Here is a 17,078-nt window from a genome sequence, read left to right as displayed (position 1 = left end):
GTGCCCGGAAATTCGTATTGGATAGGTGACTATTATGCCCTAAAGCGGGCATGAAAAAGGCTGCCACTTTCGTGGCAGCCTGTAGCTTGCATCGCACGGTTGTGCGCTTAGTGCACGCGCTTGCGGAGGTATTCCAGCGCCTTGAGCTGGGCAATCGCTGCAGCCAGGGCTGCGTGGGCTTTTGCCGTGTCCAGGTCGTCGGAAGCGTGCTTGAGGGCATCCTCAGCGGCACGTTTGGCCTCGTTGGCGCGAGCTTCATCCAGATCCTCACCGCGGATCGCCGTATCAGCCAGAACGGTGATGTGGGTCGGTTGCACTTCCATCATGCCACCCGACACCGCCACCAGTACCTCGTCCTTGGAGCCTGGCACTGTCAAACGCAGTACACCAGGCTTGATACGGGTCAGAAGCGGCACGTGACGTGGGTAAACACCGAGCTCGCCTTCCTGCGCCGGAGCCACGAGGAACTCCGCTTCGCCGGAATAGATGAGCTGTTCAGTGCTGACCACTTCCACATGCATCTTGGCCATGAGCCGTCTCCTTGATTACAGGGTCTTGGCTTTTTCGGCAGCTTCGTCGATACCGCCTACCATGTAGAACGCTTGTTCTGGCAGGTGATCGTATTCGCCGCTGAGAATTGCCTTGAAGCCCTTGATCGTTTCCTTCAGCGGAACGTATTTGCCCGGGGAACCGGTAAATACTTCAGCTACGTGGAACGGCTGGGACAGGAAACGCTGGATTTTACGCGCACGGTATACAACGAGTTTGTCTTCTTCAGACAGTTCGTCCATACCCAGAATCGCGATAATGTCACGCAGTTCCTTGTACTTCTGCAGCGTGGTCTGAACACCGCGGGCAACGGCGTAGTGCTCGTCGCCTACCACCAGCGGATCCAGCTGGCGGGAAGTGGAGTCCAGCGGATCTACCGCAGGGTAGATACCCAGCGATGCGATATCACGCGACAGAACCACAGTTGCATCCAAGTGAGCAAACGTGGTGGCCGGGGACGGGTCAGTCAAGTCATCGGCAGGTACGTATACGGCCTGGATGGAGGTAATGGAACCATCCTTGGTCGAAGTAATACGCTCTTGCAGACGGCCCATCTCTTCGGCCAGGGTAGGCTGGTAACCCACTGCGGAAGGCATACGGCCCAGCAGTGCGGATACTTCGGTACCAGCCAGGGTGTAACGGTAGATGTTATCCACGAAGAACAGAACGTCGCGGCCTTTGCCGTTTTCGTCTTTTTCGTCACGGAAATGCTCGGCCATGGTCAGACCGGTCAGCGCTACGCGCAGACGGTTGCCCGGTGGCTCGTTCATCTGGCCGTAAACCATGGCAACTTTATCCAGAACGTTCGACTCTTTCATCTCGTGATAGAAGTCGTTACCTTCACGGGTACGTTCACCAACACCGGCAAACACGGACAGACCCGAGTGAGCTTTAGCGATGTTGTTGATCAGTTCCATCATGTTTACGGTCTTGCCCACACCGGCACCACCGAACAGGCCCACTTTACCGCCTTTGGCAAACGGGCACAGCAGGTCAATAACCTTGATGCCTGTTTCCAGCAGTTCGGTAGCGGAGGACAGTTCGTCAAACTTCGGCGCAGCCTGGTGAATGGCGCGAACGTGTTCAGACGCAACAGGGCCGGCTTCATCCACCGGGTGACCCAGTACGTCCATGATACGACCCAGGGTGGCAGCGCCAACCGGTACCGAAATCGGTGCACCGGTATTGGTAATCGCCATGCCACGCTTCAGGCCGTCAGAGCTACCCATAGCAATGGTGCGCACTACGCCGTCGCCCAGCTGTTGCTGGACTTCAAGCGTCAGTTCTGCGTCAACCAGCTTCAGGGCATCATAAATCTTTGGCATGGCGTCGCGCGGGAATTCCACGTCAACCACCGGGCCAATGATTTGTACGATTTTGCCTTGGCTCATTATCGGTTCCTAACTCAATAAACTTTTACAGTCCTGCGACGGTTATACCGCAGCGGCACCAGACACGATTTCAGACAGTTCTTTGGTAATAGCTGCCTGACGCGACTTGTTATACACAAGGCGCAGTTGCTTGATGGCATTACCGGCGTTATCTGTTGCGGCCTTCATCGCTACCATACGGGCAGCTTGTTCGGACGCCATGTTTTCGGCCACAGCCTGATACACGACAGATTCCAGGTAACGCTTCACCAGGAACTCCATGACTTCCGGTGCACTTGGCTCGTACACGTAATCCCACGAGTGGGCGTGTTCGACAACCATGTGCTCTTCGGTCAGAGGCAGCAACTGTTCCAGCGCCGGCTCCTGTTTCATCGTATTGATGAAGCGGGAGTACACGATGTAAACCGCATCCAGTTCGCCTTCAGCGTACTGTTTCAACAGCACTGTAAGCGGGCCGATCAGTTTTTCCATCTTGGGCACATCGCCCAGATGAACCGCACTTGCCACAACGTTCAGCTTGGCACGCTGGCAGGCTGCCAGGCCTTTCTGGCCCAGAGCGCAGGCTTGAATTTCAACGCCTTGCTCTTGCAGCGTGTTTACCTTGGCGTAGAAGCGCTTGAGAACGTTGGCGTTCAAGCCACCGCACAAGCCCTTGTCCGAGGTAACCACAATAATGCCTGCGCGCTTGATTTCGCTGCGACGGGCAAGCAGTGGGTGCTCCAGATCCGTATTGGCCGAAGCCAGGTGCGCCATGACAGCACGCACCTTCTCGGCGTAAGGACGGGCAGCGCGCATACGCTCTTGCGTTTTGCGCATCTTGGAGGTCGACACCATTTGCATAGCGCGGGTGATCTTCTGCGTGTTTTGCACGCTTCGGATCTTGGTGAGAATCTCTTTACCGACTGCCATATCCTGAACCTTTCTTTAACTCGAGGTATCCGAAAGACCCAGATTAGAAGCTGTAGCCAGCCTTGAACGATTCGATCGCCTTGGCCAGTACTTTTTCATTGTCGGCAGACAGATCACCAGAAGCGTCGGTAGCGGTCAGCACGTCTGCGTGATTAGCGCGAACGTAAGCCAGGAACGCTGCTTCGAAAGCCAGGGCTTTCTTAACCGGTACGTCTTCGTAGTAACCCTTGTTCACAGACCACAGCGTCAGCGCCATTTCGGCGGTAGACAGGGTCGAGAACTGTTTCTGCTTCATCAGCTCGGTCACCACTTCACCGTGTTGCAGCTGCTTGCGGGTCGCCTCGTCCAGATCGGAAGCAAACTGCGAGAACGCAGCCAGTTCGCGGTACTGGGCCAGAGCCAGACGAATACCACCGCCCAGTTTCTTGATGACCTTGGTTTGTGCAGCGCCACCCACGCGGGATACCGAAATACCTGCGTTAATAGCAGGACGGATACCAGCGTTGAACAGGTCGGTTTCCAGGAAGATCTGACCGTCAGTAATGGAAATTACGTTGGTCGGAACGAAAGCGGAAACGTCACCAGCCTGGGTTTCGATGATTGGCAGAGCAGTCAGCGAACCGGTTTTGCCTTTAACAGCGCCGCCAGTCAGTTTTTCTACTTCGTCTTCGTTGATGCGGGAAGCGCGTTCCAGCAGACGGGAGTGCAGATAGAAAACATCGCCCGGGTAAGCTTCGCGGCCCGGTGGGCGGCGCAGCAGCAGGGAGATCTGACGGTAGGCTACGGCTTGTTTGGACAGATCGTCATAAACGATCAGTGCATCTTCACCGTTATCGCGGAAGAATTCGCCCATGGCGCAGCCGGAGTACGGTGCGATGAACTGCAGTGCGGCGGCTTCGGAAGCAGTAGCAGCAACCACAATGGTGTGACCCATTGCGCCGTGCTCTTCCAGCTTGCGCACTACGTTGGCGATGGACGACGCTTTCTGGCCTACGGCTACGTAGATGCAGACAACGCCGGTGTCTTTCTGGTTCACGATTGCATCGAGTGCAACAGCGGTTTTACCAGTCTGACGGTCACCAATGATCAGTTCACGCTGGCCGCGGCCAACCGGTACCATGGAGTCGATGGACTTCAGGCCGGTTTGCATTGGCTGCGAAACGGATTGACGGGCAATAACGCCCGGAGCAATCTTTTCGATCGGGGAAGTTGTGGACGCGTTGATCGGGCCTTTGCCATCGATCGGCTGACCCAGCGCGTTTACCACGCGGCCAACCAGTTCACGACCTACCGGCACTTCCAGAATGCGGCCGGTACATTTAACTTCCTGACCTTCGGAGATGTGCTCGTACTCGCCCAGGATCACGGCACCTACGGAGTCACGCTCCAGGTTCATGGCCAGGCCAAAGGTGTTGCCCGAGAACTCGAGCATTTCACCCTGCATCACGTCTGTCAGGCCATGGATACGAACGATACCGTCGGTTACGGAGATCACAGTACCTTTGGTACGGGTCTCGGCACCTTCAGCCAGGTTCTGAATCTTCGCCTTGATCAGATCGCTGATTTCAGAGGGGTTCAACTGCATGATCTCTCCTAATTCTTGAGGCTTGCTGCCATTGCCTGCAGTTTGCCGCTCACCGACGCATCAATCACGTCGTCACCAACCAGTACTCGCAGGCCACCGATCAGCTCGGGGACAACACGCACTTCAATCCGTACGGTTTTGCCGTACTTCTTGGTAAGCGTGGCGATCAGGTCAGCTTGCTGGCTTTCGTCCATCGGGTAGGCGGACTCTACTTGAGCGTCCAGCACACCTTCGGCACGGGCCTTGAGGGCTTCAAACTGTTCGGCAATTTCAGGCAGCAGCGTCAGACGACGGTTTTCGATAAGGGTAACGATGAACTGTTTGATTTCATCATTCGCCTTGTCGCCCAGTACGTCCAAAAACAACGCCTCAATCTCTTGCGCGGTATGTTTCGGGTTCGTAACGACTTGCGTTACGTCCGGGTTCGCCACCATGGCAGCCAGCCACGCGAGCGCGTCAGACCACTTGGCTTGAGACTGCTGCTCGGTGGCAAGGCTGTATACCGCTTCGGCATAGGGCCTTGCTACGGTAATGAGTTCTGCCATGAGTTAATTAAAACTCCGCTTTGATGGAGGCTAACAGATCAGCGTGCTTCGCAGCGTCGATCTCTTTACGCAGGATCTTCTCTGCGCCGGCTACGGCCAGACCAGCTACCTGCTCGCGCAGGGCTTCCTTGGCACGCAACACTTCCTGATCGATCTGGGATTTGGCTTCGGTTACCAGCTTGGCACCTTCGGTGCGAGCGGCATCCTTTGCCTCTTCCACGATCTGGTTGGCGCGCTTTTCAGCGGCCAGAATCAGCTCGGTAGCTTGTTGTTTAGCCTGACGAAGTTCGTCAGCAACACGCTTTTCAGCTGCTTCCAGATCCTGCTTGCCACGTTCTGCAGCGGCCAAGCCATCAGCAATACGCTTGGCACGCTCTTCCATCATGTTGGTAAGCGGAGGCCAAACAAACTTCATGGTGAACCATACCAGGATAGCGAAAGTGATCGCCTGGCCCAGTAGTGTTACGTTGAATTCCACGCTTGTTTTCCTCCAGTGTGGTTACGACAACAACCGTTTTCGCTTAAAAATTAAGCGCCAGCTTTCAGGGCAGCCAGAGCTGCAGACAGGAACGGGTTGTTGAAGGTGTACAGCATAGCTACACCCACACCGATCATGGAGATGGCGTCCAGCAGACCAGCGATAATGAACAGCTTGGTTTGCAGAACCGGGATCAGTTCCGGCTGGCGAGCGGAGGACTCCAGGAACTTGCCGCCCAGAATGGCGAAGCCCAGAGCGGTACCGATAGCACCAAGGCCAATGATCAGAGCTGCAGCCAGAGCGGTCATCGACTGGATCTGAGAAACGAGAGCTTCCATTTAAATCTCCTAAAGACTAATGCAAGGATGGTTTGAGAAAAGGTACGAAAAAACTGCTAAAAATTAGTGCTTCTCTACGGCCAGGCTCAGGTACACGATGGTCAGCATCATGAACACGAAAGCCTGCAGGGTAATCACCAGAATATGGAAGATTGCCCATGGTGCGCCCAGCAGCCACTGTACACCCCACGGCAGCAGTGCGATCAGGATGAAGATCAGCTCGCCGGAGTACATGTTACCGAACAGACGCAGGGACAGCGAAATCGGCTTGGCCAGCAGCTCTACCATTTGCAGGGCAAAGTTGGCAGGGGCCAGCAGGATGGTGCCTACCGGGCCACTGGCGTGGAACGGGGCGGTGAACAGTTCTTTGATCCAGCCGCCCAGACCTTTGGCGGAGATGGAGAAACCGATGATGCAGATCAGCACGGAGATGGACAGACCGAAGGTCACGTTCACGTCGGCAGACGGTACAACACGGAAGTAAACATGGTGAGGGTCGGCACCGAAGAAGGTGAAGCCGATCCACTGGGCAGCCATCGGAATCAGGTCAACCGGCAGCATGTCCATGGCGTTCATCAGGAACACCCAGCAGAAAATGGTCAGTGCCAACGGCGCGATGACCTTGCTCTTGGCGTGGAAGATTTCCTTCACCTGGGTATCGACCATCTCGACGATGGATTCGACAAACAGCTGCAGCTTGCCGGGGTTTTCCAGCTTGGCGTTGCGTGCCACGTAGGCAAACACACCGGCAAACAGGAAGCCGAGGATCAGGGAAACAGAGAAGCTGTCCACGTGCAGGCTGGAGAAACCACCTTCGTGCGAAGAGTTCCAGAATGTCAGGTGGTGCTTGATGTAATCAGTTGCGTTACTTGCCATCGCTTTGTCTCAATTTTTAATCAGAAGCCCGAACCAGTAAGCGGAAGTGGCTGCTATGTAGCCGCCAAACAGACCCGCCACCGACAAATCCTTGAAAAAAGCGAGAGCACCACCAAATAACAGAAGTGTCAGCACAAACTTGACTGCTTCTGCCTTGTAATGCGCCCGCATCAATTCTGCAGGAGAAACCCTGTGCACCGCCCCAGCGATATGCACGTAAGCCAGTGCCGGCAAGATGGCACATAGCCCGCCTATGAGTGCCGACACCGGTACATTCAGCGCGGGCCCAGCAATGACCACACTGGCCGCCACAGCCAGCAAAGTCAGTCTGACTTGCAGGCGTATTACGCGTTTTGCGTCCGGATTATTCATGTACGGCACTTAAAAAATCGGTCGATTATAGGCTTGGGGTGACGAAAGCGTCAACTTCGTTCAGTTGTCTGGATAATCGTCACCACCCGCTCAGCCAGTTGATTTTGCTTGCAGTTTTTCCAGCAGCCCGTCCAGCTCGTCCAGACTTGCATAATCGATGATGACCTTGCCTTTGCCCTTGCTGCCATGACGGAAGCTGACACTCATGCCGAGCTTATCAGACAGCATGCCTGCCAGGCGTTCGATATCGGCATCCCGCGGCGCGGCCGCAGCGGCTTTGCGGCCAACTTTAGGCTCGGCCAGGGCTTGTACGCGCTGCTCTACTTCACGCACGGATAGCTGCTCGGCCACCACCGCCTGGGCCAGTGCCATTTGCTGCAGCACCGGCAGCGGCAGTAAGGCGCGGGCATGGCCCATTTCCAGCTGGCCTTCATGCAACATGGTTTGCAGCGGCGCAGGCAGGGCCAGCAGGCGCAACAGGTTGCTGATGGCGCTACGCGAGCGGCCGAGCGCATCGGCAGCACCTTCGTGCGTCAGGCCGAATTCCTCGATCAGGCGCTTGATGCCCTTGGCTTCTTCCAGCGGGTCCAGCTGCTGGCGCTGAATATTCTCGATCAGGCCCATGGCCAGCGCCGACTGGTCGGCTACGCTGCGCACCACGGCAGGAATGTCGGTGAGCCCGGCTAGCTGGCTGGCGCGCCAGCGGCGTTCGCCGGCGATCAGCTCGTAGTCGCCCAAACCGATTTCGCGCACCACGATGGGCTGAATCAGGCCCTGGGAGCGGATGGATGCGGCCAACTCTGCCAGCGCGGTTTCGTCCATATGGCTGCGCGGCTGGTATTTGCCCGGGCGGATGCTGCTGACAGGCAGCGTGGTCAGGCGTTCGTTGTCTGATTCGACGGTGGAGAGGAGCGCGTCCAGGCCACGCCCGAGTCCTTTGAGTTTGGCCATATTATTGCTCGGTACTTGCGGTTTGCGGTTCGAGGCGGGAGATCAGCTCGGCCGCCAGGGTAAGGTAGGCTTGCGAGCCGCGGGCGGCACGGTCATACACGATGCCGGGCAAGCCGTGGCTAGGCGCCTCGGCCAGGCGAATGTTACGCGGCACGACAGTGTCGAATACCTTGCCGCCAAAGTGGCGGGCCAGCTGTTCGGACACTTGCTGCGACAGGTTGCTGCGCGCGTCGAACATGGTGCGCAGCAGGCCCATGATTTCGATACGCGGGTTCACTGCAGCACGCACTTTGCGCAGGGTATTCACCAGGTCGGTCAGCCCTTCCAGCGCGTAGTATTCGCACACCATGGGGATCAGCACGCCCTGCGCCGCCACCAGGCCGTTCAGGGTAAGCAGGTTCAGCGATGGCGGGCTGTCGATCAGCACGTAGTCGTAGTCGGCGGACACCAGCTCCAGCGCATTTTTCAGCCGCGCCTCGCGCGCCAGCTCTTGCACCAGCTCGATTTCGGCGGCGGACAGGTCGCGGTTGGCCGGCAGTACGTCGTAGCCGCCTTCTTTGGCCGGCTGGCGCACTTCCTCGATGCTGTGCTCGCCCATCAACACGTGGTACACCGACTTTTGCAAAGCATTCTTGTCGATGCCGCTGCCCATGGTGGCGTTGCCCTGCGGGTCCAGGTCGACAATCAGTACGCGCCGGCCTTGCTCTACCAGGCTGGCAGCCAGGTTCACGACGGTAGTGGTTTTACCCACCCCGCCCTTCTGGTTGGCCACAGCGATGATGCGGGCTGTCATTTTGCTACCACGCGTACCAGGTGGCGCTGTTCGGCATCCAGCCCCGGCACGTCCAGTTTTTTCACCTCGGCCACGGCAAAGTCTGCCGGCAGCTGGGCGATTTCTTCAAACGGGTAAACGCCTTTCATGGCGACAAACTGGCCGTCTGCGGCCAACAGGTGGCGCGACAGCTTCACAAATTCGGCCAGCTCGGAGAAGGCACGGCTGGTGATGCGGTCGAACTTTTCTGCCGGCTGGTAGGCTTCTACACGCTCGGTAATCACTTCCACGTTATCCAGCTTCAGCTCGATCACCGCCTGGCGCAGGAAGGTGGTTTTCTTGTGGTTGGCGTCCAGCACCACCACTTTCAGGTCGGGGCGGGCAATCGCGGTGGGGATGCCCGGCATGCCGCCACCCGAACCCACGTCCAGCATGCGCGTACCACCGGCCAGCTGCGGCACCAGGGTCAGACTGTCCAGCAAGTGGTAGCTCACCATGCGGTCTTTGTCGCGGATGGCGGTGAGGTTGTAGGTCTGGTTCCACTTGGCCAGCAGGCCCAGATAGCCTTCCAGCAAATCGATTTGTGCGTCGGACAAATCCAGGCCGATAGCGGCCAGGCCCTGGGTGAGTTCTGCGCGATGCGTCATGATGTTCGGAATAAGGTGTGTAAGTTGACCCGATTGTAACGGGTATCAAAAACAAATGCGCCCCGAAGTAGCTACCCCGGAGCGCAGTGCAACAAAAAGCGCCTTAACCTGCGCTGCGTGCTTCGCTAAAGCCGCGCTTCAGGTGCACCAGCAGCAAGGCGACGGCAGCGGGGGTAATGCCCTGGATGCGCGAGGCCTGGCCCAGGGTTTCCGGGCGGTGCTGGTTCAGCTTTTGCGACACTTCTTTGGACAAGCCTTTTACCAGCGCGTAGTCGATATCCAGCGGCAGCTTTACGTCGTCCAGCTGTTCACGCTTGGCCACTTCTTCGTTCTGGCGGTCGATGTAGCCTTGGTACTTGATCTGGATTTCCACCTGCTCGGCCACCACCTCATCCTGCACGCCCTCCCCTGCCAGCGACAGCTTCATCAGCTCGGCGTAGGCCACATTGGGGCGGCGCAGCAGGTCGGCCAGGGTGTATTCGCGCGCCAGCTTCTGGCCGACGATGGCTTCGTCTTCGCCCGGCTGCAGTTTGCCTGGTTGCACCCAGGTGCTGGTGAGGCGCTGCTTTTCTGCCTCTACCGCGTCACGTTTACGGCAGAAGGCATCCCACTGCGCATCGCCGATCAGGCCCAACTTGCGGCCAACCTCGGTCAGGCGCAGATCGGCGTTGTCTTCGCGCAGCTGCAGGCGGAACTCGGCGCGGCTGGTAAACATGCGGTACGGCTCGGACACGCCCAGCGTGGTGAGGTCGTCTACCAGTACGCCCAGGTAGGCTTCATCGCGGCGCGGGCACCAGGCGTCCTGCTCGCGGGCGTGCAGGCTAGCGTTCAGGCCGGCCAGCAGGCCCTGCGCGGCGGCTTCTTCGTAGCCGGTGGTACCGTTGATCTGGCCGGCAAAGAACAGGCCGTGGATGGCTTTGGTTTCCAGCGAGGATTTCAGGCCGCGCGGGTCGAAGTAGTCATACTCGATGGCATAGCCGGGGCGCAGGATGTGGGCGTTTTCCAGGCCACGCATGGAGCGCACGGCGGCCAGCTGGATATCGAACGGCAGGCTGGTAGAGATACCATTAGGGTAGTACTCGTGCGTGGTCAGGCCTTCCGGCTCCAGGAAAATCTGGTGGCTTTCTTTATCGGCAAAGCGGTTGATCTTGTCTTCGATGGACGGGCAGTAGCGCGGGCCCACGCCTTCGATCACGCCGGTAAACATCGGGCTGCGGTCAAAACCGCTGCGGATGATGTCGTGGGTTTGCTGGTTGGTATGCGTGATCCAGCACGGCAGCTGCTTGGGGTGCATGGCGCGGCTGCCGCGGTAGGAGAACACCGGCTCCGGCGTATCGCCCGGCTGGGCTTCCATCACCGAAAAGTCGATGGTGCGGCCATCGATGCGCGGCGGGGTACCGGTTTTCAGGCGGCCTACCGGCAGGCTGAGCTCGCGCAGGCGTTCGCCCAGCGTGGAGGCGGCCTGGTCGCCAGCGCGGCCACCGGTGTAGTTTTCCAGCCCAACGTGGATCTTGCCGGACAGGAAGGTACCGGCCGTCAACACCACGGTCTTGGCGCGGAAGGTAATGCCGATGGCGGTGATGGCACCGGCTACGCGGTCGCCCTCGATCAGCAAGTCGTCCACCGGCTGCTGGAACAGCATCAGGTTGGGCTGGTTTTCCAGCATCTCGCGAATGGCCGCCTTATACAGCACGCGGTCGGCCTGGGCGCGGGTAGCGCGTACCGCCGGCCCTTTGCTGGCGTTGAGCGTACGGAACTGGATACCACCGATATCGGTAGCCAGCGCCATGGCGCCACCCAGCGCATCCACCTCTTTCACCAGATGACCTTTGCCGATACCGCCAATAGACGGGTTGCACGACATCTGGCCCAGGGTTTCGATGTTGTGCGTGAGCAGCAGGGTCTGGCAGCCCATGCGTGCAGCGGCCAAGGCGGCCTCGGTGCCAGCGTGGCCACCGCCTACTACGATTACGTCAAAGGTCGTGGGATAGATCATAGGTATTGTGCGAAAAGATCGGTCAAACAAAACCGGCTATTGTACGCCAAAAGCGCACACTTTATAAGTCGTTGATTTTAATCACCCTGCTTGTCATGCGGGTTTCAAAAGACCGTCATCATCATGCCATGCCGGCGTCACGGCGCTGTCAAACTGGCTGCATAGCATGGTGGCACTACCTCTACCCGGAGTGCACGATGCAGCAAGGTCTCGAAACCGCTCTGCTGGCCCCTGCCAGCAAGCTGAGTGTGCGTGTGGCGCATAGCGCCAAGGATATCCGTCGCGCACAAAAGTTGCGTTATCAGGTATTTGCCCAGGAAATGGGGGCACAGCTAGCCTCTGCTGCCGAGGGCATAGACCGCGACGAATACGACCCGTATTGCGACCACCTGATTGTGGAAGACAACACCACCGGCAAGGTAGTGGGCACCTACCGCATGCTGCCGCCACACAAGGCGCGCCAGCTGCCCAGCCTGTACTCCGAGCACGAATTCGACATGAGCCGCTTGGCCGGTATTCGCGACCATATCATCGAAATTGGCCGCTCCTGCGTACACAAAGACTACCGCCGTGGTGCGGTCATTGCCCTGCTGTGGGCCGGCTTGGCCGACTACGTGCGCCAGCACGGTGGCCAGTATCTGGCCGGTTGCGCCAGCGTGAGCCTGGCCGATGGTGGCCACCAGGCAGTGAGCCTGTACCGCCTGCTGGAAAGCAAGAACCTGTCGCCAGCCGAATGGCGCGTTACCCCGCACCTGCCCTTGCCGCTGGGCGAGGTACAAGACGACAGCCAGGTACCCGTGCCGCCGCTGATCAAGGGCTATCTGCGCGCCGGTGCCTGGGTGTGCGGCGAGCCGGCGTGGGACCCGGATTTCAACTGCGCCGACTTCTTCATGCTGCTGCCGATGAGCCGTCTGGACATGCGCCATCAGCGTCACTTCGCGGGCTAACCTCTCCTGGCCCGTCCCGCCCAAGGTTGGCCGCACGCCCGTGCGGCCAACCTTTCGCTACAATCGGGGCATGAGCTACACACTGCACCCCATTGGCCTGATCAGCTCGCCGTATCAGGAAAAATTCGGCATACCACGCCAGCCAGCGCTGGCGCCCTCGGCCCCGGTTAGCCTCACCCTGCTGCCACCCTACAACCAGCCCGACTGCGTACGTGGCCTGGAGGCGTTTTCACACGTGTGGCTAACCTTTGTCTTTCACGAAACCCTGGCCCGCGGCTGGCAGCCGCTGGTGCGCCCGCCACGGCTGGGCGGCAATAACAAAGTAGGCGTATTTGCCAGCCGCGCCACGCACCGGCCCAACGGCTTGGGCCTGTCATTGGTCGAGCTCAAAAGCATCGATACGCAACAAGGTGTCACCCTGCACCTGGCCGGCGCCGACCTGCTGGACGGCACGCCGGTACTGGACATCAAACCGTACATCCCCTTTGTGGAAGCCAAGCCGGATGCACGCGGCGGCTTTGTCGATGGCCCTCCCCCGCTGCTGGCCGTGCAGTGGCAGCCCAAGGCCCGTGCTGATCTGCAGGCCTGGCAGCTGGCACCGCCATGGCTACCCGGGCTGATAGACGAGGTACTGGCACAAGACCCGCGCCCCGCCTACCAGGACGACCCGGCACGGGTCTACGGTATCCGCCTGGCGCATTGCGACGTACGCTTTGCCGTACAGGGTGATACCGTGCAGGTACTTGAAATAATCACCCCTGCCCAGAACTAAGCCTTGTTTCGCCTAGTCGAAACGCTACCTGACCATCAGAGTCAGCTCACCTACCGGAGAATGAATCAATGATTACCCGAGCGAAGACGTCCATTCTGGCCCTCTCCCTCATTGCTGTGCTGGCCACGCCGTTTGCAGAAGCCGCACGCGTGGGTAAAGGCAAGAGCGCCGGCATGCAGCGCGCCACACCAACCCAAAGCTTCCAGCAACAGAATGCTATCCCTGCCAAAACTCCAACCCAGGTTGCCCCACAGCAAAAAGGCTCTGGCGTTGGCGGCATGGTCGCCGCCGGTGCCGCAGGTGCTGCAGCAGGCTACCTGCTGGGCTCTGCCATGGGCGATGACGATGGTGGCTTCCCGTGGCTGGCCGTGATTGGCGGCTCGCTGGCCGGTTTGGCGCTGCTGTCTTTCCTGCGCCGCAGAGCAGCCAGCAAGCAGGCAGGCCATCGCGCGCCCCCGCTGCAAACGCAGCCTATGCACTTCCAGCCTTCGCCAGCAGGCGCCAACGGCATCCCGCCAATCGGCGCCGGCAATAACGCCATGGGCGGCAGTGGCCTGACCCCGCCACCGGCCTCGCTCCAGCGCCTGCCCGACGGCACCGAAGCCCCGCATTTCCTGCGCCAGGCCAAAGCCACCTTCCTGCATCTGCAGAACCTTAACTCTGCCGATAGCCTGGAAGAAGTACGCAAGTACATGACAGCAGACCTGTTCAATGCGCTGAAAGACGATATGGCTGCCAATACCGAGCCTGCCGACTTCCCGCAGCTGGACTGCCAGATCGTGGAAGCGACCGTGGAAAGCAGCCGCATGATTGCCAGCGTGCGCTTTAACGGCATGGTGAGCGAAACCGTTGGCGCCCCGGCGGTACAGTTCAGCGAAACCTGGCACTACGTAAAAGACGACAGCAGCAATGGCAAATGGCTGGTAGCAGGTATCCAGCAGAGTTAAGCCAAGGTTGGCCGCAGCAAACCAAAAGGCATCCCCGGATGCCTTTTTTCTTTTCGCCCGCGCCGGCACCACCCTGGCCTGCCTCGCCGACACACCAGCCTGCACACATCCACAAGCACGGCACGCCCCAGACAAGCAAACAGGGCGAGGTGGCTTGCCACACTCGCCCTGCTAAAGGTTGGCCGCAGCAAACAAAAAGGCATCCCGGATGCCTTTTTTCTTTTCGCCCGCGCCGGCACCACCCTGGCCTGCCTCGCCGACACACCAGCCTGCACACACCCACAAGCACGGCACGCCCCAGACAAACAAACAGGGCGAGGTGGCTTGCCACACTCGCCCTGCTAGTCGCCTATGTTGCGACCGCTTACTTCACACCCGGACCCGTCAGGCCATCAAAGCCCAACGACAGCAACATCTGCTGCTCGGCATCAGTACGTACCCCCTCCGCCACCACGCCCAGGCCAATATTGTGCGCAATATTGCACACCCCTTTCAGGAATGCCTGATTGCCCGTTTCCTGATCGATCTGCTGCACAAAGCTGCCATCGATTTTCAGATAGTCGATACCCAGGTCGTGCAGCTGGCCAATCAGGCTGAACTGCCGGCCAAAGTGTTCGATACCCACCTTGCACGGCAGGTCTGCCAACGCCAGGCACAGCATGCGGAAGCGGTCAAAACGCTGCACGATGCCCACCTCGGCCATCTCCAGCCACAGCCGGCCAGCAGCGACGCGCTGGCCACGAATTTGCTCCACCAGCTTCGCCACAAACTGGTCATCTGCCAGCGATTCGGCCGCCAGGTTCACCGCAATGCCCTGACACGCCGGCTCTGCGGCCAACTGCTGTAGCGCCAGGCTCACGGCCGCCAGGTCCAGCGCCGCCACGCGGCGCGTGCGGATCGCCATCGGCATGAACTGCCCGGCGGGCAACCAATCCTCACCCTGGCGCAAGCGCAGTGGCGCCTCTTCATGCAACAGGCCGCCACTGGCATCACGCACGGCAAAACGCACCAGTTTGAGCTGGCGGGTGCCAATGGCCTCATCCAGCACGGCACTCCAGTGGTCTGCCGTCATCGCCAGCGGCTTGTTAACATTCTCGTCTGCCAGGGTAACTTTCACACCGCCCGCTGCTTCGGACAAAGCCAGCGCATTATCGAGCCGGGACATGATGTCGCGAATGGCATCGCCATCCCGTACATCGGTTGCCGCCATGGCCAGGCACACATCATGAGAGGCAAAGCTGCCCAGCAAAGCCCCCAGTTCATCATGCAAAGCTTCCAGCCGCGGCAGCTCCGCTTGCGCACTATCCAATAACAAAGCGAAATCGGCACCGTTCAAGCGGGAAGCCAGGCTATCCAGGCCGAAGCGATCCTGATTACGCAGCACCGTACCAAACTGGCTGAGCATCTCGTCCGTTAACGGCCGCCCCAGCTTGGCATTCAGCTCGGCCAGGCCATCGATACGCATCAAAAGCAGCGTGCGCCCGTCTTTATCACGCTCCGCCAGCTCGGCACCCAGTCGCCCCATAAAAAAGCCGCGGTTAGCCAGGCTGGTCACGCTGTCAAAGTTGATCTGGCGGCGCAATGCCTCCAGCCGCCCGGCCTCCTCTTCAAACATGGCCTTTACCCGCATCACCATGGCGTTCATGGCTTGGGCCAAGCGGCCCATCTCGGGGCCATCCGGCTCTGGAATGGTGATAAAACGGCGCTGGGTAATGGACTTGGCCTGGTTCACCACCGTTAGCAGCTGCCTGCGGATGGTACTGACCCCCAGCGAGCCAATACCGCCCACCACCAAACCGGCCAGCAGCACCCAGAACGACACATTCAATGCACCACGCCACAACGACTCGTAGGCATAACCCGCTTCGCTCTCTACCTGGATATACCCGGCCTGCATCCAGCCACTGCTGACCATGGCACGCGCCGGTGCAGGCACCAGCGTAAACACATCGCGAAACCAGGCCGGCGCTTCCCCCGCACGCTGGGCATTTTGTCTCAGCACCAGCACCTTGCCTTGGGCATTCACCCAGCTGATCTGGCGAAAATGCCCTTGGTCAAATGCCGCGTTGATCAGCGTCTCCCCCATTACCGGGTCTGCCTGATTCTGTGTAATAAGCAAAGCCAGCGAGTTGGCCGCATCTGCACTCTGCGCGGCCAACTGCTGCTGTAGATAGTCACGCGCATTGAACAAGTTGGCCGTCAGGCTGCCCGCAGCCGCCAGCACCACCGCTGCGATAACCAGCATCCATAGCTGTTGAATCAGGGAAACGCGTTTCATGCCATCTCTCAGGAAATAAAGCCTTCGGTTTTCATTTTGTCGATAAGCTGGCGCCAACGGGTCAGCCTGTCCACACTAGAATTCGGATTAGGGCCGCCCCCCACCCAGATACCATCCGCGTTGAAACTGAACACAGGCTGCAAGTCTGCACGCTGCGAGGCAGGCCGGATGGTGGTGATAAGGTTATCCAGAATCAAAGGTTCTGCCGCCGGGTCGGCATAGTACGCCAGCACCATGTGCGCCTGCGTCACCGTACTGCCCGCACCGCCGATGCGGGCCTTGACGTAAGTCAGGCGCAGCTTTTGTGGTGCCACGCCCAGCTCGCGCAAGGTAAAATATTTGGCGATTGTATAATCTTCGCAATCGCCGGCACCACGCGCCATACTTTCCAGAGGTGTTGCCCAATAGTCCGGCTGCTTCCACAAATCGATATCATCAACAAACTGGTAGCGCTGGTTAAAAAACTGGTTTACATCTCGCAGCAATGTCTGTTCGTTATTTTCACGCCGGGAAGACAAAAGTAATTGTTGCCACTCTCGATATATACGTACAGCCTGGCCACCATAAAGCTGCTGCACACGCTCAAGCGGCATCTCGGCCAGAGCAAGAGCCGCCAGCACCAGACAGACCGGCAGCCACTTACAACGACTTAACACTAAAGATACGCCCATAGGATGGTTCCGCCGGATGGCAACTCATGCTTCTGTCTTAACATGCAACAAGCG

Annotated in this window: 18 protein-coding genes; 3 read left to right on the top strand and 15 right to left on the bottom strand. The window is 59.0% G+C overall.

The annotated features are described in order from the left end of the window. Positions 1-107: 107 nt before the first annotated feature. From FLQ44_RS21515 to mnmG, 13 genes are all read right to left on the bottom strand, one after another. Positions 108-530 carry a F0F1 ATP synthase subunit epsilon gene (locus FLQ44_RS21515; protein WP_147695998.1) on the bottom strand — a complete coding sequence of 141 codons (423 nt, stop codon included), beginning with the start codon at positions 528-530 and terminating at the stop codon, positions 108-110. Between the two features lie 15 nt (positions 531-545). Beyond that, complete coding sequence (gene atpD / locus FLQ44_RS21510; protein WP_147695997.1) at positions 546-1,940, bottom strand: F0F1 ATP synthase subunit beta; 1,395 nt, start codon at positions 1,938-1,940, stop codon at positions 546-548. 42 nt (positions 1,941-1,982) lie between these two features. Continuing rightward, entirely contained in the window at positions 1,983-2,849 is an 867-nt protein-coding gene (gene atpG, locus FLQ44_RS21505; protein ID WP_017509488.1) for a F0F1 ATP synthase subunit gamma, read from the bottom strand. 43 nt (positions 2,850-2,892) lie between these two features. After that, the gene (atpA, locus tag FLQ44_RS21500) at positions 2,893-4,434 is read right to left on the bottom strand and encodes a F0F1 ATP synthase subunit alpha (RefSeq protein WP_147695996.1); all 1,542 of its coding nucleotides are present in this window, start codon (positions 4,432-4,434) and stop codon (positions 2,893-2,895) included. An 8-nt stretch (positions 4,435-4,442) separates the two neighbouring features. Beyond that, positions 4,443-4,979, bottom strand: coding sequence for a F0F1 ATP synthase subunit delta (locus FLQ44_RS21495; RefSeq protein WP_147695995.1), 537 nt, complete (start codon positions 4,977-4,979; stop codon positions 4,443-4,445). Positions 4,980-4,986: 7 nt separating this feature from the next. Then, on the bottom strand, positions 4,987-5,457 hold the full coding sequence (locus FLQ44_RS21490; protein WP_147685215.1) for a F0F1 ATP synthase subunit B: 471 nt from the start codon (positions 5,455-5,457) through the stop codon (positions 4,987-4,989). Positions 5,458-5,507: 50 nt separating this feature from the next. Further along, positions 5,508-5,795, bottom strand: coding sequence for a F0F1 ATP synthase subunit C (gene atpE / locus FLQ44_RS21485; protein ID WP_026108060.1), 288 nt, complete (start codon positions 5,793-5,795; stop codon positions 5,508-5,510). A 63-nt stretch (positions 5,796-5,858) separates the two neighbouring features. Continuing rightward, a complete protein-coding gene (gene atpB, locus FLQ44_RS21480; RefSeq protein WP_147695994.1) occupies positions 5,859-6,671 on the bottom strand; it encodes a F0F1 ATP synthase subunit A in 813 nt (270 codons plus the stop codon). 9 nt (positions 6,672-6,680) lie between these two features. Then, positions 6,681-7,043 carry an ATP synthase subunit I gene (locus tag FLQ44_RS21475; RefSeq protein WP_147695993.1) on the bottom strand — a complete coding sequence of 121 codons (363 nt, stop codon included), beginning with the start codon at positions 7,041-7,043 and terminating at the stop codon, positions 6,681-6,683. Between the two features lie 90 nt (positions 7,044-7,133). Further along, positions 7,134-7,994 carry a ParB/RepB/Spo0J family partition protein gene (locus FLQ44_RS21470; protein WP_147695992.1) on the bottom strand — a complete coding sequence of 287 codons (861 nt, stop codon included), beginning with the start codon at positions 7,992-7,994 and terminating at the stop codon, positions 7,134-7,136. 1 nt (position 7,995) lies between these two features. Continuing rightward, on the bottom strand, positions 7,996-8,787 hold the full coding sequence (locus FLQ44_RS21465) for a ParA family protein (RefSeq protein WP_147695991.1): 792 nt from the start codon (positions 8,785-8,787) through the stop codon (positions 7,996-7,998). Continuing rightward, entirely contained in the window at positions 8,784-9,413 is a 630-nt protein-coding gene (gene rsmG, locus FLQ44_RS21460) for a 16S rRNA (guanine(527)-N(7))-methyltransferase RsmG (RefSeq protein WP_017509497.1), read from the bottom strand. Before rsmG ends, FLQ44_RS21465 begins: the two co-directional genes overlap by 4 nt. A gap of 103 nt (positions 9,414-9,516) precedes the next feature. Further along, the gene (gene mnmG / locus FLQ44_RS21455) at positions 9,517-11,409 is read right to left on the bottom strand and encodes a tRNA uridine-5-carboxymethylaminomethyl(34) synthesis enzyme MnmG (RefSeq protein WP_147695990.1); all 1,893 of its coding nucleotides are present in this window, start codon (positions 11,407-11,409) and stop codon (positions 9,517-9,519) included. 197 nt (positions 11,410-11,606) lie between these two features. Here mnmG and FLQ44_RS21450 point away from each other — a divergent pair, with 197 nt between their 5' ends. The 3 genes from FLQ44_RS21450 (at position 11,607) to FLQ44_RS21440 (ending at position 14,075) form a co-directional block, all read left to right on the top strand. Continuing rightward, positions 11,607-12,356 (top strand): GNAT family N-acetyltransferase, encoded by a 750-nt coding sequence (locus FLQ44_RS21450; RefSeq protein ID WP_147695989.1) that lies wholly within the window; start codon positions 11,607-11,609, stop codon positions 12,354-12,356. A 70-nt stretch (positions 12,357-12,426) separates the two neighbouring features. Beyond that, positions 12,427-13,128 (top strand): tRNA (N6-threonylcarbamoyladenosine(37)-N6)-methyltransferase TrmO, encoded by a 702-nt coding sequence (tsaA, locus tag FLQ44_RS21445; protein ID WP_147695988.1) that lies wholly within the window; start codon positions 12,427-12,429, stop codon positions 13,126-13,128. Between the two features lie 68 nt (positions 13,129-13,196). Then, the gene (locus FLQ44_RS21440; RefSeq protein ID WP_147695987.1) at positions 13,197-14,075 is read left to right on the top strand and encodes a Tim44 domain-containing protein; all 879 of its coding nucleotides are present in this window, start codon (positions 13,197-13,199) and stop codon (positions 14,073-14,075) included. A 364-nt stretch (positions 14,076-14,439) separates the two neighbouring features. Here FLQ44_RS21440 and FLQ44_RS21435 read toward each other — a convergent pair whose 3' ends face one another. Both FLQ44_RS21435 and FLQ44_RS21430 read right to left on the bottom strand, forming a co-directional pair. After that, on the bottom strand, positions 14,440-16,353 hold the full coding sequence (locus FLQ44_RS21435; protein ID WP_147695986.1) for a bifunctional diguanylate cyclase/phosphodiesterase: 1,914 nt from the start codon (positions 16,351-16,353) through the stop codon (positions 14,440-14,442). Between the two features lie 8 nt (positions 16,354-16,361). Then, positions 16,362-17,024: a transglutaminase-like cysteine peptidase gene (locus FLQ44_RS21430; RefSeq protein ID WP_147695985.1), complete on the bottom strand. Its 663-nt coding sequence runs from the start codon at positions 17,022-17,024 to the stop codon at positions 16,362-16,364. Positions 17,025-17,078: the final 54 nt, after the last annotated feature.

The organism is Vogesella mureinivorans (genome assembly GCF_007644035.1).
Lineage (GTDB): Bacteria > Pseudomonadota > Gammaproteobacteria > Burkholderiales > Chromobacteriaceae > Vogesella > Vogesella mureinivorans.
This window is presented reverse-complemented; position numbering and strand designations above follow the sequence as displayed.